Annotated in this window: 19 protein-coding genes and 1 riboswitch; all 19 genes read right to left on the bottom strand. The window is 35.7% G+C overall.

Features of this window, described 5'->3' with window-relative positions:
* Nucleotides 1–19: 19 nt before the first annotated feature.
* Nucleotides 20–1,357, bottom strand: a complete 1,338-nt coding sequence (gene rpsA / locus FEZ33_RS01995; protein ID WP_138403716.1) for a 30S ribosomal protein S1 — start codon at nt 1,355–1,357, stop codon at nt 20–22.
* A gap of 136 nt (nt 1,358–1,493) precedes the next feature.
* Nucleotides 1,494–2,162 carry a (d)CMP kinase gene (cmk, locus tag FEZ33_RS01990; RefSeq protein WP_138403715.1) on the bottom strand — a complete coding sequence of 223 codons (669 nt, stop codon included), beginning with the start codon at nt 2,160–2,162 and terminating at the stop codon, nt 1,494–1,496.
* Nucleotides 2,163–2,235: 73 nt separating this feature from the next.
* Nucleotides 2,236–2,895: a LysM peptidoglycan-binding domain-containing protein gene (locus FEZ33_RS01985; protein WP_138403714.1), complete on the bottom strand. Its 660-nt coding sequence runs from the start codon at nt 2,893–2,895 to the stop codon at nt 2,236–2,238.
* 375 nt (nt 2,896–3,270) lie between these two features.
* Complete coding sequence (locus tag FEZ33_RS01980) at nt 3,271–3,876, bottom strand: ECF transporter S component (protein ID WP_138403713.1); 606 nt, start codon at nt 3,874–3,876, stop codon at nt 3,271–3,273.
* Nucleotides 3,877–3,989: 113 nt separating this feature from the next.
* Nucleotides 3,990–4,109: riboswitch (FMN riboswitch) on the bottom strand.
* Between the two features lie 81 nt (nt 4,110–4,190).
* On the bottom strand, nt 4,191–4,913 hold the full coding sequence (locus FEZ33_RS01975; RefSeq protein WP_138403712.1) for a pseudouridine synthase: 723 nt from the start codon (nt 4,911–4,913) through the stop codon (nt 4,191–4,193).
* Nucleotides 4,914–4,917: 4 nt separating this feature from the next.
* Entirely contained in the window at nt 4,918–5,526 is a 609-nt protein-coding gene (gene scpB / locus FEZ33_RS01970; RefSeq protein WP_138403711.1) for an SMC-Scp complex subunit ScpB, read from the bottom strand.
* 5 nt (nt 5,527–5,531) lie between these two features.
* Nucleotides 5,532–6,278, bottom strand: a complete 747-nt coding sequence (locus tag FEZ33_RS01965) for a segregation and condensation protein A (RefSeq protein WP_138403710.1) — start codon at nt 6,276–6,278, stop codon at nt 5,532–5,534.
* A 27-nt stretch (nt 6,279–6,305) separates the two neighbouring features.
* A complete protein-coding gene (locus FEZ33_RS01960; protein ID WP_138403709.1) occupies nt 6,306–6,713 on the bottom strand; it encodes a GNAT family N-acetyltransferase in 408 nt (135 codons plus the stop codon).
* A gap of 230 nt (nt 6,714–6,943) precedes the next feature.
* The gene (locus tag FEZ33_RS01955; protein ID WP_138403708.1) at nt 6,944–7,744 is read right to left on the bottom strand and encodes a purine-nucleoside phosphorylase; all 801 of its coding nucleotides are present in this window, start codon (nt 7,742–7,744) and stop codon (nt 6,944–6,946) included.
* 14 nt (nt 7,745–7,758) lie between these two features.
* The gene (deoB, locus tag FEZ33_RS01950; protein WP_138403707.1) at nt 7,759–8,928 is read right to left on the bottom strand and encodes a phosphopentomutase; all 1,170 of its coding nucleotides are present in this window, start codon (nt 8,926–8,928) and stop codon (nt 7,759–7,761) included.
* A 12-nt stretch (nt 8,929–8,940) separates the two neighbouring features.
* Nucleotides 8,941–9,837: a site-specific tyrosine recombinase XerD gene (gene xerD, locus FEZ33_RS01945; protein ID WP_138403706.1), complete on the bottom strand. Its 897-nt coding sequence runs from the start codon at nt 9,835–9,837 to the stop codon at nt 8,941–8,943.
* A gap of 15 nt (nt 9,838–9,852) precedes the next feature.
* On the bottom strand, nt 9,853–10,713 hold the full coding sequence (locus FEZ33_RS01940; protein WP_138403705.1) for a S1-like domain-containing RNA-binding protein: 861 nt from the start codon (nt 10,711–10,713) through the stop codon (nt 9,853–9,855).
* 204 nt (nt 10,714–10,917) lie between these two features.
* Nucleotides 10,918–12,675: a pyruvate kinase gene (pyk, locus tag FEZ33_RS01935; protein WP_138403742.1), complete on the bottom strand. Its 1,758-nt coding sequence runs from the start codon at nt 12,673–12,675 to the stop codon at nt 10,918–10,920.
* Between the two features lie 33 nt (nt 12,676–12,708).
* Nucleotides 12,709–13,683, bottom strand: coding sequence for a 6-phosphofructokinase (pfkA, locus tag FEZ33_RS01930; protein ID WP_138403741.1), 975 nt, complete (start codon nt 13,681–13,683; stop codon nt 12,709–12,711).
* 164 nt (nt 13,684–13,847) lie between these two features.
* Nucleotides 13,848–17,204 (bottom strand): DNA polymerase III subunit alpha, encoded by a 3,357-nt coding sequence (locus FEZ33_RS01925; protein WP_138403704.1) that lies wholly within the window; start codon nt 17,202–17,204, stop codon nt 13,848–13,850.
* A 122-nt stretch (nt 17,205–17,326) separates the two neighbouring features.
* Entirely contained in the window at nt 17,327–18,361 is a 1,035-nt protein-coding gene (gene queA / locus FEZ33_RS01920; RefSeq protein ID WP_138403703.1) for a tRNA preQ1(34) S-adenosylmethionine ribosyltransferase-isomerase QueA, read from the bottom strand.
* Nucleotide 18,362: 1 nt separating this feature from the next.
* The gene (gene ruvB / locus FEZ33_RS01915) at nt 18,363–19,385 is read right to left on the bottom strand and encodes a Holliday junction branch migration DNA helicase RuvB (protein WP_138403702.1); all 1,023 of its coding nucleotides are present in this window, start codon (nt 19,383–19,385) and stop codon (nt 18,363–18,365) included.
* A gap of 15 nt (nt 19,386–19,400) precedes the next feature.
* The gene (gene ruvA, locus FEZ33_RS01910; protein ID WP_138403701.1) at nt 19,401–20,000 is read right to left on the bottom strand and encodes a Holliday junction branch migration protein RuvA; all 600 of its coding nucleotides are present in this window, start codon (nt 19,998–20,000) and stop codon (nt 19,401–19,403) included.
* A gap of 7 nt (nt 20,001–20,007) precedes the next feature.
* Nucleotides 20,008–20,445, bottom strand: a complete 438-nt coding sequence (gene msrB, locus FEZ33_RS01905) for a peptide-methionine (R)-S-oxide reductase MsrB (protein ID WP_138403700.1) — start codon at nt 20,443–20,445, stop codon at nt 20,008–20,010.
* Nucleotides 20,446–20,448: the final 3 nt, after the last annotated feature.

Genomic DNA, 20,448 nt, shown 5'->3' with positions numbered 1-20,448 from the left:
TTTAAGTCAAATATTATTCCTATTCACCTTTGAATTGGTCTAATTGATCACCTAACATGTCAGCTAATGTAAATCCTGAATCGCTGTCATCAGATGAGTCTTGGAAGTTTCTTTGACGGTTTTGTTTTTTGTTTCCTGTGTTACGTTTGTTGTTCTCACGACGAGGTTTGTTAGAGCTAGCTGCAGGAGCTGGAGCTTCTTCCATACCTTCTGGTTGATCCAATAATGCTTTCACAGAAAGTGATAAGCGGTTTTGTTCTGGATCTACACTTAATACTTTAACATCAATTTCTTGACCTTCCTCAAGACGTTCGTGAGGTGTCGCGATGTGTTCGTGAGCGATTTGTGAAATATGTACTAACCCTTCAACTCCTGGGAATACTTCAACAAATGCACCGAAGCTAGTTAAGCGTTTAACAGTTCCTTTTAATTCAGAACCTTCTGGAGCTTTTTCTTCGATGTTATCCCATGGTCCTGCTAATGTATCTTTAATAGATAATGATACGCGGCCATCTTCTTCATCAACAGAAAGAACTTTAACGTTAACAGTTTCGCCTGGTGTTAAGTAATCACTTGGTTTATCAACATGCTCGTGAGCAATACGGCTAATGTGAACTAATCCGTCCACTCCACCTAAGTCGATAAATGCACCAAAGTTTACTAAGCGAGCTACTGTACCTTCAACAACTGATCCTTCTTCTAAATCAGCTAAACGTTCAGCACGTTTTGCTTCGCTTTCTTTACGTGCAATTTCTTTATGTGATAAAATTAAACGGTTTTCACTTGGTTCAATTTCAACAATAACGAATTTTAAAGTTTGTCCAACATATGGTGTGAAGTCTTCTACGAAATGATCTTCAACCATTGAAGCAGGAACGAATCCACGTACGCCAGCATCTACAACTAATCCGCCTTTTACAACGTTTTTAACTGGTGCTTCGATAATTTCTTCGTTTTCAAATTTAACTTGTAATTCTTCCCAAACTTTTTTAGCATCTACACGTTTTTTAGATAATAAAAAGTTTCCGTTTTCTTTATCTTTAATTGGTTTTAATACCACTAATTCGATTTCATCACCAATATTAACAACATCTGTTAATTCTTCAACAGGTGTAGCTGATAATTCATTGCGTGGAATGACTCCTTCAAGTCCGCCACTTTCTTGAATAGAAACACGTACTTGATTGTCATCAAAGGCTAATACATCACCTTGAACAGTATCGCCAACTTTAATTTCTTTAACACTATCTAAAGCGTCTTCCATAGTTTCCATAGACTCTTCTACCTCTGTAGATTCTGTCTCTTCAACCACTTCTTCATTTTCATTTAATTCTTGATTTTCTACAAACTCTGACATTTACCCAATTCCTCCTAAGCGTTACCTAAAAAATAGTGGTTCTTCTTATAATTTAAGAACCGTATATAAGTATATCATATCAAATATTCAGTCATCAGTCTAGTAAAATCACAATTTAATAGCGATTTAACAGTACTTATTTCTTAATATGATCAATTATTGTATTTACAACTTGTTCCACGGATAAATGATCCGTTTCTAACTCGATGGCATCGTCCGCTTTTTTCAACGGACTATGCTCGCGATTTGAATCATAATGATCTCGTGCGATAATACTTTTTTCGATTTCTTCGAGCGTTTGATTAGATAAGCCCTTCTCAACATTTTCATCGAAGCGTCTTTTTGCGCGTACTTTAGCTGAGGCATTCAAGAAAAATTTATACTCAGCATCTGGGAGAACCACAGTCCCAATATCCCGGCCATCCATGACAACTGAATGGGTACTCGCCATATTACGTTGGTCTTCCACTAACTTTTCCCGAACAAATGGATAAGCAGAAATTTCTGATACGTTTGCTGTGACTTCATCAGATCGGATTTCACGACTGACATTTTGACGATTCAAATACATTTCTTGAATACCTTCATCTGATCTTTTAAAAGTTAAATCAAGTGTTGGTAATATTTTTTTCACTCGTTCAGCATCACTTACTTCTATACTATCTTGTAAAACCGCTAAAGTGACCGCTCTATACATTGCCCCTGTATCAATATAAATAATATCAAGTTTTTTAGCAATGGCTTGTGCGACAGTACTTTTCCCTGATGAAGAGGGTCCATCTATGGCAATTTGAAAATTCGACATTAAAAATTCTCCTTTTAATCAAAATAAATAGAGACCTTTACCAGATCTCTATTCTATCAACTTATATTCTTTACTATGGTAATACGACTGTGTCTCCTGGGAAAATTGCTGTATCAGTTGTTGCCCCATTCGCACTTAATAACGCATTAAGATCTACGCCGGTATTTCTAGAAATAGCATACCATGAATCCCCTGCTTGAACTGTATATGTTCCGCCCGTTGTAGGTGGTGTCTCTACAGGTGTTTCAGGTACTACTGGTTCAGTTGGTGTAGGTGGTAATTCCGGTTCAGATTCAACTTCTTCAGTTGATTCAATTGGTTCTCTACTAATTTCTGAACTAGACTCTTCTTCACTGTCACTTTCGTCCGAGCTTGATTCACTTTCGTCAGCACTTGACACTTGTGATAACTCAGAATTTCTAGAAAAATTAATTTGTTCAGCACTACGATTTGGTATTTCGTCATTATCTAATTGTGCATTAACAAAAATAAACAATAAGAAAGGCGCAATTACCGTAATAACAATAATAGCTAACAATACTTTAGATAGTGTTGTCGCTTCTTTTGCTGGTTGGTTGCGTGCAGTTCTTGAATATTGACGGTTTTTTAAATTTTCATCTTCTCCAAATTTTCGATTCCAAGGTTTGCTTTCTTTCTTTGAAGGTGTCTCTTCAACAGTTTCTTCAACCTCAGATTCAAAAACGTCTTGATCTTTATCTTGTTCCTTAGACATAAGAATCCCTCCTAAATATGCATAGTTAATGATGATTCATTTTAATACATAGTTAACTTTCCCTATTATATTACCATAACTTAATCTTTTTTTTGCCAATAAAATAGCTTTCTATTGTCAATAACATCATACTGAAAAGAATCTGTAAAGCAATGGTAATAGAACAAACAGGTTTGCTTTATCATTCTACATTATACATTAATTTTCAGCTTATTCCACCACTATATGAATATATTCGTTATTAGTCCTGTTTTTTTATGTTTTAAATTGATATCTCCATGTAATAATTTTAGTACAATCTTTAACTATAAACAAATAAAAAGCGAGCAATTCACAATTTAAGTGAACAACTCGCCTGCTTATATGCTATTTGTTTTAATTTGTTTTCAATAAATTATATCCAGGATAAATAGTATTTCTTTTTCTTAATAAGTTTGGAACGATTTTGATGACTAAAATTTGGCCTGCACTTAAAAAGATACCTTTAATTAAGTTAAATGGTGCTACAACTGCCAGGATATAACCGAAGTAATCATCAATTGGGAAATTCAACACCGTTGTATAAATGGGCAATGCAACATAATAATTAATTAACGACATTGAAACAACTAAACCAACTGTCAGAGTAATACTCATTAAAACAGCTTTAAATTTCCAATTAACTTTCTTAAGCGAATTTAAAATAAAGTGTGTCGGAATAAACATGACAACTGAAGCAGTGAAACTCATGAAAGCCCCAATTGGAAAACCTGCCTGCCCACCTTGTAAAATATAGTTAATAGCATCTCTGATAAACGCGACTACAACAATACCAACTGGTCCATGAATTAACATTCCAACTAGAACAGCTAAATCACTAAAATCAATCTTTAGAAACGGTGCAGCTGGTAAAATCGGGAATTCAAAGAATCTCAAAATAACTCCCCAAGCACCTAATATAGCCAACAACATCATCGTTCTAACCTGTGATCTTTTTTGCATTTTTTCTTCTCCTTTTTCGTCCCAAGACTAAAAAAGTACGCCTTCTCACCCTAATTTTTCCCAGGGTAAAAAGACGTACTTTAAAAGAATATACTCAAAAAAAGTGTATATCATTTAATCTTCTTCCATCCAGACTTTACTGTCGGTACTGGAATTTCACCAGATCAGCTCGATGCCTCGAGTTCGTGGACTTTACCACCGGTCGGGAATTACACCCTGCCCTGAAGACGTATTGTATTTTATTTAATTATATCTTAGCATATTCATTTGAATATGGCAAGTCCTTTGTGAATAATCACAAAAAATTTTGAAGCTTAATCATCTAAAGCAATTTTCTTTAACTTATCCACTTCAAAAGCTGTTAAATCACGCCACTCGCCTGGCTGTAAAGTACCTAAATCTAAGAATGAAAATCTTTCACGTTTCAAGCGATATACTTCATGCCCTACGGCTTCGAACATATTTTTCACTTGGTGATTCCAACCTTCATGTATTGTTAACTGTACAACGGATGTTTTCTTGTCTTTATTTGTTGAAATAACTTTCGCACGGGCTTTAGAAGTTTTCTTACCGTCAATCATAACACCTTGCTCTAATTTAGTCAGTGCTTTTGTGTCAACAATACCGTTGACCGTTGCAATATATACTTTATCAATATTATAGCGTGGGTGAGTTAATAAGTTCGCAAAATCACCATCATTTGTTAATAAAATTAATCCAGTTGTATCAAAATCTAATCGTCCAATAGGATAAATACGTTCTTCTACACCATGAATAAAATCCACAACTACTTGACGGTCAGTGGGATCACTCACAGCACTGATAACGTTTTTTGGTTTATATAACATAATGTATTTTGGTTCTTCTTTATAAATTGGAACGCCATCTACTTCAATAACATCCGTCTTAGATACTTTTGTACCTAGTTCCGTTACTAATTCACCATTTACTTTTACATGTCCATCTACGATTAAATCTTCACTTTTACGACGACTTGCGACACCCGCATTCGCCATTGCTTTTTGTAATCTTTCCATTTAGTTACTCATCCTCATTCTGATTATTTTCTTCGTCATATAATTCAATTGGCCATTCTTTCAAGTCAAACAATTCTTCGGAGGAAAGTTCTGCATTTAATGCAATGGGTTCAATTTCTGGTAAATCATCTAATGTCTTTAAACCAAAATAATCCATAAAGTAATCGGTTACCCCATATAATACGGGACGCCCCGGTGCTTCAATCCTTCCAATTTCTTTGATCAAATCTCGAGAAATTAGTTTCTGGATTAAACTACTCGAAGAAACTCCTCTGATCTCGTCAATAGCCATACGCGTAATTGGTTGGCGATAGGCTACGATTGATAAAGTTTCAATCGATGCTCTTGTTAAGTTTTGTGAAAATGGAGCTTGAGCATATTTTTCTACATCTTCTGCCAATTCTTTTTTTGTAATTAATCGGTATCTTTGATTGAAATTGACAACTTCAAGCGCTGATGAATCATCCGTTTGAAAATTAAGTTTTAACTGTTCAAGACAGTCGTCAATGTTACTTATTGGCTCTTCTAAACTTTGAGCCAACTCTTGCCGACTCACTCCGTCATCACCTGCTACAAATAATATACCAAATACTCTCTTTATTAACTCATTCACAAATCTTACTCCTCTAATTTCTTCATTTGGATTGGATCATCTTTACTCTTTTGAAGAAAGATTAGATGTTGCTTTCTTACTAATTCCAACATCGCTAAAAATGTCGTTATAATTTCATTACGTGTTCCGTATTGGAAAAATTGATCAAGAGTCACTGAATCATTATCTGTATCAAATTGAAATGCGGCCATAATCTTATCCATCTGATCTGAGACCGTTAATGATTCATGTTGAATTTGCCTTTCAAGTGGTTCTCGACTCGCTGCTTTTTCAACAACACTGGCCATCGCCTCAGCTAAATCAGTCAGTGAAAGTGCATCTTCATCTAATGGGACAAATTCTTGATACGAACTTAAATCAGCCATCGGACGTGAAAATAGTCGCGCCCTCTCGTCTTGTTTGATTTGTAATTGAGTCGCGACGGTTTGAAATTGTTGGTATAAAAGCAATTGTTGAACAAGAATATCTCGTGGATCGCCCTCATCGTAATCTTCTTCATAATCTGGACTTGGCTCAATCGGAAGTAAGATATTACTTTTAATCTCTAGCAACGTCGCAGCCATAACCAAATATTCTCCAATAATATCTAATTCTAACTCATTCATTGCCTCAATATACTTGATATATTGATTGGTTATCGCAGTCATGGGAATATCATTGATATCTACTTCCATCTGCTTAATCAAATGAAGTAGTAAGTCAAAAGGACCTTGAAATGACTCTAATTCAATTCTTAATTCTGTGTTTTGCAAACAATCTCCCCATTACATTCGTAAATTCTATAATGACTGATTATATTTTGTACTCCATTTAGCTAAGATATCCACCGTATTCATCGATCCAATAACCGTCGCATTAGGGTGTTGCTTACGCAGTAATTCATACATTTTATAACCGATACCTTCATCTCTGAAAGAAGGCACAACCGCAATTCGATGTATGATAATCGTTGTCGATGATGGTGTATCTTCATTTTGAGACTCTAACGTATTCTTTTCAATACATATTAATCCGATAAAATTATCACTTTCATCATTTTTATATAATAAAATATCAAAATTAGGATCTTCTCGGTATGACTCTAATAGATTGCTCATTTCACTTAAATTCGCTTTCTCATCGTCATAAGTATAAGAAAGTAACCCTAATATAATTTTTTCGTTTTTATTTTTTGAACTAATTAACATGGAAACCTCCTCGTCCCTTAATCACTTGAGTGATATTACCATGTTATGATAATTATTTCAAGAAATTGCATATTAAGTTGATTCTATATATGAACAAACACATTGAAAAAAGACATGATATACCTTTATAATTCAATTCGTTTTTTTAGTAGACATAGATATAAAATTGGCCACTTTCAAAACAAATCTTCTCATTATAAATTTACCCTGTCTTTTTCCAAATGCATTGGTTAAATTTGATTGATTAATTCTGTAATAAGTAATTTAAATCTTGGTTTTACTTTAGTAGAAACTTCTACAACTTCTTCGTGATTCAATTCAGCTTGCATACCAGCAGCTAGATTGGTAATACAAGAAATACCAAATACTTCTAAACCACAATGTTTTGCAACAATGGCTTCTGGTACAGTTGACATTCCAACAGCATCTCCACCCATCACGCGTGTTGCTTTTATTTCAGCAGGTGTTTCATATGTTGGTCCTGTAAACCAAGTATAAACGCCTTCTTTAATCGGGAAGTCATTATCTTTGGCAATGTCTTTTAATAATTGTTGACCGCGTTGACTATATGTTTCGGTCATGTCTACAAAACGTGGTCCATGTTCGCTAATATTTTGACCAATCAGTGGGTTAGAGCCCGTAAAGTTCAAGTGGTCAGTAATAATCATTAAATCACCTGGATTAAATGATTCATTTACTCCGCCTGCAGCGTTTGTAATAATAACTGATTCAACACCTAATTCTTTAAAGATACGCACAGGGAATGTTACTTTGTCTAAGTCATAGCCTTCATAATAATGAAAACGTCCTTTTAAAGCGATAACTTTTTTCCCAGCAAGTTTTCCATATACTAATTTCCCGTCATGTCCTTCAACTGTTGACACTGGGAAATTTGGAATATCTGAATAATCAAGTTGAATAGACTCTTCAATTTCATCAGCTAAATCACCTAAACCTGATCCTAAAATCAAGCCTACTTTTGGTTCTGTGATTCCTTTACTTTTAATATAATCAATAGCTTCTGTAAACATAGTTTATACCCCTTTTATTTTAATTGGTCTAAGAATGATTGTCCTTCTTCAGTTTGCTTCACTGAGAAGTTAGCAGAAATTGTCGCAGCGATATCACTGAAGTATGTTGCGTCTAATTCTTTCGGTTCTTTAATCGCTTTGCTATAAACTAATACTGGAACATATTCACGTGTATGATCGGTTCCAGAGAAAGTTGGATCATTTCCATGATCAGCAGTAATAATTAATAAGTCATTCTCTGCTAAGTGGTCAATCATTTCTGGAATGCGTGCATCAAAATCTTCTAATGCGTCTGCATATCCTTGTGTATTACGACGGTGACCGAATTTAGCGTCAAAATCAACTAGATTCGTAAAGCTCAAGCCTTTAAAGTCTTTATCCATCACTTTAATTAATTTGTCAACACCATCCATATTACTTTCAGTTCGGTGACCTTCGGTAATTCCTTGACCGTTAAAGATATCTTCGATTTTACCAATAGAAATAACATCAAAAGATTCGTCTTTCAAGTAATCTAAAGTTGTGTTTCCAAAAGGACTTAACGCGTAATCATGTCTATTACTCGTTCTTTCAAAATTACCCTCTTCACCTAGATATGGACGTGCAATAATTCGACCAATCATATAAGGATCTTCTAAAGTAATTTCTCTTGCGTACTCACAAATTTTGTATAATTCTTCTAATGGAATTACTTCTTCATGAGCGGCAATTTGTAGAACCGAGTCCGCTGATGTGTAGACAATTAAATCACCTGTTTCAATTTGGTGTTGCCCTAATTCATCTAAAATTTCAGTTCCAGACGCTGGTTTATTCCCGATAATTTTGCGCCCAGAAAAAGTTTCAATCTTCTCAATCAATTCATCTGGGAAGCCGTCCGGAAACACTCGGAATGGTTGGTCAATACGAAGACCCATGATTTCCCAATGTCCAGTCATTGTATCTTTACCTGCAGATACTTCTTCCAATTTAGTAAAATACGCAGTAGAGTTTTCAACTGGATCGATGCCTTTAAGTGGCGCTATATTACCTAACCCCATTTTTGTTAAGTTTGGTAATTTTAAACCAACCGTGTTTGCAATATTACCTAAAGTATTTGAGCCAACATCACCAAATTCTTTGGCGTCTGCTGCTTCTCCAATACCTACTGAGTCCATAACTAATAAATGTATTCTATCAAATGTCATATTTTTACTCCTTTAATCTATCGCTCTTGGAAATGAGTTACGATATATTTCTTGTAGTCGCTGTTTGGATACATGAGTATAAATTTGTGTGGTGGAAATGTCTGAATGACCAAGTAGTTCTTGTACCATTCTTAAATCGGCCCCATTCTCTAACAAATGTGTCGCAAAAGAATGGCGCAAAATATGAGGTGACACTTCGTGGTCGATTCCAGCCAAGTTCACATATTTTTTTAAATTTTTCCAAATTCCTTGACGGGTAAATTGTTTACCGCGTTGGGTTAAGAATAGAATGGTAGAATCGGTCGATTTTTTAGAATAAACTGGATAAACTTCCTCAAGATACTTTTTAATCCAAAATAGTGCTTCTTCACCGATGGGAATAATTCGTTCTTTATCCCCTTTACCGATTGTCTGTATAAAACCTAATTCCAAATGAAGTTCATTTATCTTTAAATGTGTTAATTCACTCACTCGCAAACCAGATGCATACATGACTTCTAAAATGGCGCGGTCACGGATACCATTATTAGTTTCCGCGTCCGGTGAGTCAAGTAAACGATCAATTTCTTTTGAACTCAACGTTTTTGGTAAATGTTTTCGATTCTTTGCCCCTTGGATTAGATCCATCGGGTTATGATCCATCTTTTGTTCCCTAATTAAATAATGGAAAAAATTTTTTAAAGTCGAAATCATTCGATTCGTTGTACTTGCTGCAAATCCCGCTTTGTTTAGGCTTATAATATACAATTGGATTGTGTCTTTATTAATATTATTAATTTCGACAAGTTCCTGTTCATTAATAAATGTAACAAACTTCTTCAAATCTCTCATGTAACTTTGGATGGTGTTTTGTGATTTTCCTTGGTCAATCAATAAATAACGTTCGTAATCATCTATTAATTCATCCATTCAATCACTCCTATTTTAATCCTTCAGAAAAATTCCTTTTTCCTTCTCTTGTGTAACACGGCCGTTCTTCATCAATCTTCCAACGGCACGTTTGAATTGTGATTTACTCAACCCTAAATAATTTTTGATTTCCTCAGGATCTGATTTATCGTGTAGAGGTAAGAATTTATCAGGTGTCTTACTTAAGACCGCATAAATCATTTCTGAATCATCATCTAATGCTTCAAAAGCACGTGGTTTCGCAGATCCATTTAAAGTACCATCTTTATGAACATGAATAATTCTTAATTGTACTGGCTCACCTACACGAAGTCGGTGTTCCATTTCACTTTCATGAACAAATATCTCGAAACCTTCGACAGATATCGCTTGAACACCCACACCTTTATTGCTTATTACTGTTGCACTAACTTCCTGATTCATCATACGGGCTGGTGCTTTGCGTTTTAATTTATTAAAATCCTCTTCTTGTGCTAGAACACCCCAAAAACGGTCTTTATTATCAACTTGATATGTTAAGTATAACTTATCTCCGTGACGAGGCCATTTTTTATTATCTTCTGGTAAAACATCCAGAGATACTACGACGTCTTTATTAATTAAACCAACATCAACGAAAATTCCAAGACTATATATTGATTGAATGACTCTTCCCCAACCATAATAACCTGGACGAATATCTGGTAATTCTACTTGCAAGATGTTCGTCTCGTCTTTATCTTGATAGATTAATCCCTCTACTATTTCACCATTTTCATAAGTTTCTTCAGTAGAATCCTTTGGGATAGTAAATGTAATCCCGTCTTTTTGGGCAAAATAATTTAGATCATTTTCATCTATAATTTTTGCTTCAATTATTTCTCCAAATTGAACCATTTAAGCCCTCCTTCTTATAATTTTTACTGCTATTTAATTTCTATTTTAACATAAAGTCGACATGGATTTCTTCTTAAACATCCATTATATATCCTTTATAATCTTTGTTACTTGTATTTTATGCGCAAATTCATAAAAAATGAGCACCATCAAATCGAAGTTAAAATACGTAGATTTGATGGTGCTCTTAATTAAAATGTAAGATTAGATACTTACTGTTGCTCCACGGTAAATGCGTCCACGACGAGCATCTACTGTAACTAATTCGTCAGCTTTAATTGAAGATAATGCTCCTTCAACTGCAACAATAACTGGAATTCCACGTTCAAGTCCAACAACTGCAGCGTGAGAAGTAATTCCACCTTCTTCAACAATAATTGCTCCAGCTTTATTGATTGCTTCAGAGTAATCAGCATCTGTGTTTTTAGCAACTAATACTGAACCAACAACTGTTTTAATATTTGCTTCTTCAGCAGAGTTTGCAATAACAGCTTTACCGATGTAGTTTCCGCTACCAACACCTTCACCTTGCGCTAACAATGTTCCGATTAATTGGATCTTCATTAAGTTAGTTGTACCAGATTCAGTTACTGGAACACCTGCAGTGATGATAATTAAGTCACCTTCACTTGCAAAACCTTTTTCTTGAACCAATTGAGTTGCTGAGTCTAACATCTCATCTGTTGATCCTGGTGCTTCGATTTCGAAAGCTTGTACTCCCCATGTTAATGTTAATGAACGACTAATTTCGTTATCGAATGTCGCTGCAATAATATTAGCTTGTGGACGGTATTTAGAAATCATTTGAGCAGTATGTCCAGAACTTGTCGCTGCTACAATTGTATTAATAGATAAGTTACGTGCAGTATGTCCTACAGCTTGACCAATCGCTTCAGTTAAGTCACGTTTGTCATATTCTTTAAGAGTAACCGCATCTTGACCAACTAATGCTTCTTCAGTACGTAATGCAATACTTGACATTGTTTTAACAGCTTCAACTGGGTAATCACCTGCGGCAGTTTCACCTGATAACATGACAGCGTCTGTTCCATCAAAGATTGCGTTCGCAACGTCTCCGGCTTCGGCACGTGTTGGACGAGGATTACTTTGCATTGAATCTAGCATTTGAGTTGCAGTAATTACAACTTTACCTGCTTCATTACATTTTTTGATGATGTGTTTTTGCACAATTGGAACTTCTGGCGTTGGGATTTCTACCCCTAAGTCACCACGTGCAACCATGATACCATCAGAGACTTCTAAAATTTCATCTAAGTTGTCTACACCTTCTTGGTTTTCAATCTTAGAAATAATCTTAACATTAGGACGTCCTTCTTCTTCAAGTACTTGACGAATTTCCATAACGTCTGATGCACGACGTACGAAACTTGCTGCAATAAAGTCAGCTCCTTCGCGTACTCCGAAACGAATATCTTTTTCATCTTTTTCAGTAATACCTGGTAAGTTAAGTGAAACGTTAGGTACGTTTACACCTTTACGAGATTTAAGAATTCCGTTGTTTTGGATTTCTGTTACGATGTCGCCATTTTCATGGTCGATTTCAGTAACTAATAAATCAACTAAACCATCATCTAATAAGATGTGTCCGCCAACTTTAACGTCATTAATTAATTGGTCGTAAGATACAGAGAATCTTTCTTCAGTACCGGCAACTTCTTCCATAGAAATGCGAACTGTTTTACCTTTTTCTAATGTAACAATATCCGTTGCCATTAAATGAGTTCTGATTTCTGGTCCTTTAGTATCTAATAAGATACCAACGTTACGTTTAGTTACTTCACGAGCAGCTTTTAAAGTGTTGAAACGAACTAATTGCTCTTCATGGTCACCATGAGAGAAGTTAAAACGAGCAACGTTCATTCCTGATTCGATTAATTGCTCCATTGTTTCTTGAGCGTCACTTGCTGGTCCTAAAGTACAAACAATTTTAGTTTTTTTAATATTCATTGATATTATTTCCCCTTTTAATTAAATTTAGTTTCCACGATCAGTTAATTCTTGATTTAATTGGAATAGATCTTGTCTAACATGGTGTTCAGTTTTTTCTAAAGTTTCTACAATATCAAATACAGTTAATTGCTCTTCACGAACACCCAAGTAGATAGCTTTTTGTCCTTCGATAAGTAAGTCAACAGATCGAGCTCCCATTAAAGTTGCGAAGACACGGTCACGTGCCGTAGGTGTTCCACCACGTTGAATATGTGATAACGTAACACCGCGAACACTTTGATCCGGCGCTAATTCTTGGAATTGTTCAACGAAATTGTCAACATCCATCGCCCCTTCAGCTAGAACAACAAGTGAATAATCTTTACCTGCTGAGCGTCCTGCTTCTGTACGGCGAACAACATCTTCAATTAAGAATTCTTCTTCGGGGATAATAATTGCATCTGCACCCGCAGCTACACCCGCCCAAATTGCGATATCTCCAGCGTGTCTTCCCATTACTTCTACAACAAATGTACGATTATGTGATGCAGCAGTATCTGAAATTTTATCAATCGCGTCTAAGGCGACACTGACAGCTGAATCAAACCCGATAGTGTATTCTGTTCCAGGGATATCATTATCGATTGTTCCAGGAATTCCTACGGCTGGGAAACCTAATTTAGATAAACTTAAAGCCCCGGCAAATGATCCGTCACCACCAATAACCACTAAAGCATCAATACCAAATTTTTCTAATTGGCTAATTGCTTTTTCTTGATTCTCTTTGTGTTTAAATTCAGGATAGCGTGCTGAATATAACATTGTTCCCCCACGGCGAATGTTATGATGCACATCTGAGAGTGTTAGTAGTCGGAAATCCCCTTCTACTAAACCACGATAACCATAGTATACTCCATAAACTTCTAAACCATGATGAATCCCCTGCTCAACAACTGCACGAACAGCTGCGTTCATACCAGGTGCATCACCACCACTTGTTAAAACGGCAATACGTTTGATTTCCATTTTCCACCTCTAATTCAATAATACAGATTGGTAAGATTTTTACCACTGCCGTTATTTTATCATTATTCATATATAAAGTCATATCATTTCATTTCTTTTTTTATGAAAGCAGCGTTTTCATTTTCATTTCATTGCTTTAACATCAGTAATTCAATGATTTATTTAAAAACTACCCGTTCTTGACCGAAGATTTCTTTCAGTTGTTGTTGCACTCGGTAACTATAACTAATCGTATAGGGCGAATCTAATTGAATTGTTCGTCGATTTCGGTCCACTAAAATGATATCTGCTGGCCCAAAATTGTCCAAGGCTAATTGCTTCACATTCTCAATTTTTGCTTGGTCTTGAGCGAAATCTTCTATTTGTATAAAACAACGACGAATGGTATTCATTTGTTGCGGTGTTTTCTGATTATTTTTATATTCACTGACGGGTTTTAATGCATCAACGACGATTTGTAAATTTTCGCGCCGGTCAACACCTACCGTACCTTCGACAATTAATATATTATTCTCTTTCAGTAATTGCATACTTTTTTGATAAATCGTTGGGAAAACAACCACATCAACAGAGTAGAATTCTTCCCCAATTGTAGAGAAAGCCATTAAATCATTTTTCTTAGTTCGAATTACTTTTACATTTTGAACCATCGCAATCAGTTTTATTTTTTTCTTTAATGGTGACTTCAAGGCTTGGGAAATATTAATAAAATCTGGATCATTTTCAATAATATCTTTATAAGCGTCAAGTGGATGCCCAGAAATCGTAAATCCTAGAGCTTCTTTTTCGTAATTTAATCTTTCTATTAGTGAATAATCTTCTTTCCAATCAATTTTTGGTTCCATTTCTTGAAATAAATTAATATTTTGTCCACTAAACTCAACGGATTGAATCATGGCAGATAAATTGTGTACTAAAGTGGCTCGATTCGCTCCGAAACCATCAAAAGCTCCGGCATAAATTAATGGCGATATCATCTCTGCTTTTAATAACTTGAGTGGTAATCTTTGTAGAAAGTTTAATAGACTTTTATATGTCCCCATTTGACTTCGATCTTCCAAGATGTGGTCAATAAGCTCACCTCTCACACCATTAACTGAATTAAACCCGATACGCAATCCTTCATCAACATTAAATCCTGCCCCACTTTTATTTATATCCAATGGTAATAACTTTTGTAATCTATGTTTGGCTTCTTGAATATAATGATTATAGGATGTTGATTGTGAACGTCCATTGTTCAGTATCGCTTGATAAAATTCTTCTGTATAATTGGCTTTTAAATAAGCTAATTGATAGGCTAATGTTGAGTAAACAACTGCATGTGCTCGGTTAAACCCGTAATTACTAAATTCATATATATAATTGTAAACTTCTTTAGCAGCGTGCTCTGTATGACCTTTATTGATTGCTCCATTGACAAAGTGTTCTCGTTCTTTCTCCATGACATCTACTTGCTTTTTCCCCATAGCGCGACGTAATATATCCGCTTCTCCTAGAGAAAATCCAGCCATATCAACAACAATCCGCATGACTTGCTCTTGATAGACGATAATTCCATAAGTCGTATTCAATATAGGTTCCAGGACATCATTAACGTACTCAATTTTTTCTTTGCCATGCTTTCTTCGAATAAAAGAATCAATTTGTTTCATAGGACCTGGTCGATACAGGGCGTTAACAGCGACAATATCTTCAAAGTTTTCTGGCTTCAGTCGTTTTAAAACATCTTTAATTCCGTCTGATTCAAACTGAAACACACCATTTGTATCGGCTTCTTGAAACAGTTTAATCGTTTCAAAATCATTCATCGGAATGTCCTGGGCTAAGATATCGATGTTTTTATTTGTTTTAATATTACGGATAATATTATCTAGAATTGTTAAGTTTCTTAATCCTAAAAAATCCATCTTCAGTAAGCCCATTTGTTCGACATCGTTCATTGTAAACTGTGTGATCAACAAGTCATTCTCACGGTCTTTAACGGGAATAATCGAATCAAGCGGAAAATCATTAATCACTACTGCTGCCGCATGGGTTGAGTTATGTCGAGGCAACCCTTCGATAGTTTGTGCCGCTTTAAAGATGTCTCGATTAAATTCGCTTTCTGAAACAATTGCTTGTAAGGAATTGGATTCTTTGACTGCTCGCTCTAAGGTCATTAACTGATTTTGATCAGATGGTATGGCTTGCGACCAGCGTTTTAATTGGTCACTATCCGCTCCAATGACACGTAAAGTATCTCGAACCGAAGCTTTCGCACCAAAGGTTCCCATCGTCACAATTTGAGCCACTTGCTCACGCCCATATCTCTTTTGGATGTATTTTAATACTGATTCTCTTTTATTATCTGGAATATCAATATCAATATCGGGCATATTATATCGTTCAGGGTTTAAAAATCGTTCAAATAATAAATCAAATTCGATAGGGTCAACTAGAGTAATTTGTAATAAATAGCTGACTAATGAACCCGCTGCAGAACCCCTACCTGGTCCAATACGAATATTTTTCTCGTGACAATATTTAATAATATCCCATACAATTAAGAAGTAATCACTGAAGCCCATTCGGTCAATGACTTGTAATTCATGATTTAATTGTTGGATATATATTTCATCTTGACCCTTACCAATGGTATCTAGTTGTTTGAAAGTCAATGCTTTGACATATTTTGCTGACGTTAAATTATCAGGGGCTTGATACTTTGGTAAATAAGATTGGCTCGAATCAATAGACACATTCAATGTTGCTACGAGTTTTTCTGTATTATCCCAAACTTCTTGTAATCCGTTATCAACATACATTGATCGAAGTGTTTCTTTTGGAAATAAGAAGTTTGATCCTTTTGAATACCTTAGTGAATGATCAATCGTTTCATTGTCTTTAATGGCTTCAAGGATTTGTAAACTGAAAGCTTCATCTACATTTAATGAATTCACTAATTGAGCTGCCACTTGTTGGATATGATTTGCTTGAGCAAAATGTGACAACATCTCAACTTCGGATTTATTGTATGGATAGATGGTCATTCCCATAAATACATGATTTTTCCCGAATACTTGATTAAGATACGTCACTATTTCTCTGCCATGATTGTCATCTTCATGAATAATGGCTTGTTCCATCTCACTCAGTCTTCCCGATGATATATATACTAAATCAGTGGCTTGTTGTTCAAGATAAGTCCAAACGTCTAAATCATCGATGTGATTATTTTCAACCATTCTTGATATTTTAATTAGATGGTGATAACCCGCTTCACTCTTTGCATAGAGCATAAATGGGTAACGCTCGTCTTGTCTGATACCGCCAATTAATGTAAGGTTTAAACCTATTAAAGGCTTTAAACCCATTTTATTCGCGCGTGTATAAAATTGTAACGCTCCATGAAGCACTTGATTATCAGCTAAACCAATCGCATCATAACCTAACCGTTTCGCTTCTTTAATATAATCATTGATTCTTAACGTACTACTCAAAAGTGAATACTCACTTTGAACATTCAATAACATCGGATCACCTCCTAATCATTCTCGTCAATATCATACCATATCACTCCTATTCCCTCTATCCTCAATCTTTGAGAGAGAAAAAACGCCTTGTTGGTTTTATCCAACAAAGCGCTCTAATTTACTTACAGAATTAACATCGCATCTCCAAAACTAAAGAATCGATATTCATTGTCTACCGCATGTCTATAAGCTTGCAGTGTTCGTTCTCGATTATAGAAGGCACTGACTAGCATAACTAGCGTCGATTGAGGTAAGTGGAAGTTCGTTATTAAATGATCCACCGCTTGAAACTCATAGCCAGGAGTAATAAAGATGGAAGTCCATCCTGAGCCTGCTTTAATGTCTCCATTATTATCGTGAGCAATGGTTTCTAAAGTTCTGACTGAGGTTGTTCCAACCGCAACAATTTTTCCACCGTTGTCTTTTATTTTATTAATGCGTTTAGCACTTTCAGCACTTAAATTATAAAATTCAGCGTGCATTTCATGCTCTTCAAGCTTCTCTACCGATACAGGTCTAAATGTTCCTAAACCAACATGTAACGTTAATGGAATAATTTCGATTCCTTTTTCTTTTGCTTGATCAAATAACTCATTCGTAAAATGTAGACCCGCTGTTGGAGCTGCGGCTGATCCGTTTTCTTTTGCATAAACCGTTTGATAACGATCTGGATCTTCGAGTCTTTCTTTGATATAAGGTGGCAGTGGCATTTGACCTAATGTTTCTAATATTTCTAAAAAGACACCTTCGTATTCAAATTCAATAATACGTCCACCATGATCTAACTCTTCTTTAACTACTGCGCGAAGTTGAGCTTCTTTACCAAATTCGATGACCGTTCCAACTTTAGCACGACGAGCGTGTTTCACTAACACTTCCCATTCGTTCCCTTGAGTATTATTTAGAAGTAATACTTCTAAATGTCCACCAGTATCTGGTTTCACACCAAAGATGCGTGCTGGAATCACTCGCGTCTCATTGACTACTAAAGCATCTCCAGGGTTTAAATAATCTAAGATATGTTTAAAGTCAGTGTCTTCAAGTGTGTCATCTTCTCTATTAAGAACTAAAAGTCGCGAAGCGCTTCGGTCTTCTAGGGGTGTTTGAGCAATTAAATGCTCTGGTAATTCATAATCAAAATCTTTTGTCGTTAACATTCTATTCCTCTTTCGTTTCCATCCATGGGTAGCCTAAGTGTTCATATGTTTTTTTAGTTGCCACTCGGCCTCTGGGTGTTCTTTGGATAAAGCCGTTCTGTAATAAGTACGGCTCGTACATATCAATGACTGTCTCAGTATCTTCACTGATGTTTATCGCAATCGTACTTAAGCCGACCGGTCCACCATCATACAATTCAATCATAGTTGACAGTAATTTACGATCAACTCCATCAAGTCCGTACTCATCAATATCAAGGACTTGAAGAGATTCATCTGTCACTGATTGAGTTATTCTACCATTACTTTTAACTTGTGCAAAATCTCGCACACGTCTAAGTAAACGATTCGCAATACGGGGTGTCCCTCGGCTTCTTAAGGCAATTTCTTGAGCGCCATGATCATCAATCTCAATTTGAAAGACATTCGCTGTTCGATTAACAATCGCTTTTAAATCATCCGTATTATAATATTCCAAATGAGACACAATCCCAAATCGGTCTCTTAAAGGTTGCGAAAGCATTCCTGCTCTCGTTGTTGCTCCAATCAGTGTGAACGGTGGCAATTCAAAGTGGATTGGCTGACTTGCTAAACCTTGTCCAATAACAATATCAACAAAATAATCTTCCATCGCAGAATACAATACTTCCTCTATAATACGAGGCAGCCGATGAATCTCATCGATAAAGAGAACGTCTCCTGGATTTAACTCATTCAATATTGCTAATAAATCCCCAGGTCTTTCTATGGCTGGCCCACTCGTTGTTTGTATTCCGACTTCTAACTCATTCGCAATAATCATCGCTAATGTTGTTTTACCTAAGCCTGGAGGGCCATAAACTAAAATATGGTCTAACGCTTCTTCACGCATTTTAGCTGCTTGTAAATAGACTGATAATTCTTTTTTTAATTTGTCTTGACCAATATAATCTTTGAGTAATTTTGGTCGAAGCAGTAATTGCTCTTGCATTTCTTCTGCTTCATTTAACGGTTCGTTTTGTAAAATACGGTCTTCATGACTCATACTCTGCCCTCCTTGTTAGTTTTTAATTAATAATTTGAAAGCATAACTCAAGCCGTCTTGGGTTGAGTTAAACTGCTCAGCTTTTATCGCTTTCTCAACGCGTTTAATTTCACGTTGCGAGTAACCAAGGCCTTCGAGCGCTTCGATGACTTTCTCATTAATCTCATCTGATGCACTTGTGTTTTGTGTTGTGTCACTCTTAGCTACTTCAGAGGCAAAGTCTAATTGTCCTCTCAAGTCTAGGACCATTTGCTGGGCTGTCTTTTTACCCACACCTGGAAACTTCGTGAGATACTGGCTGTCTCCTGATTCAATCGCTTGAATTAAGCCATCATGATCATCTAAAGCTAAGATAGATAAAGCACTTTTAGGTCCAATCCCGGACACTTTATTCAACTTGTGGAACAATTGTTTTTCATTCGCATCATAAAAACCGTATAAAGTCATTGAATCTTCTCGAGTAACTAACTCAACTTGACATTGAACTGTTTGACTTAAGTAGTCTTGCCAACGAAAAGGATTGGCTGTAATAATTTTATAGCCAATCCCATTAACATTGATAACAATATATTGTGGTGTAACAGAGTATAATATTCCTTCTATAAATTCATACATAGTCTAATTACTCCACCTGGCTTTTGTATTCACTGTAACCCGCTTCATCCATCTCTTCAAAAGGAATGAATTTTAATGAGGCTGAGTTAATACAATAACGTAAGCCACCTTGATCTTGTGGTCCATCGTTAAATACATGTCCAAGATGTGAGTCAGCATCGGTACTTCTTACTTCAGTTCTAACCATTCCGTGACTTAAATCGGTATTTTCGACAATATTTGTCTTTGTGATTGGTTGTGAGAATGACGGCCAACCACAACCCGCATCATATTTAGTACTACTTGAGAATAAAGGTTCACCACTAACGATATCAACGTAAATGCCTTTTTCATAAAAGTCATCGTACTCACCCGTGAAAGGTCTTTCTGTTCCTTCGTTTTGTGTTACTTGATATTGAGTTTCATTTAAATTTTTAATTTGTTCTTGATAATCTAATTTAGCCATTAT

It is taken from the genome of Ruoffia tabacinasalis (assembly GCF_005864045.1).
Lineage (GTDB): Bacteria > Bacillota > Bacilli > Lactobacillales > Aerococcaceae > Ruoffia > Ruoffia tabacinasalis.
Note: the sequence above shows the minus strand (reverse complement) of the source record. Positions and strands in the feature narration are given on the sequence as shown.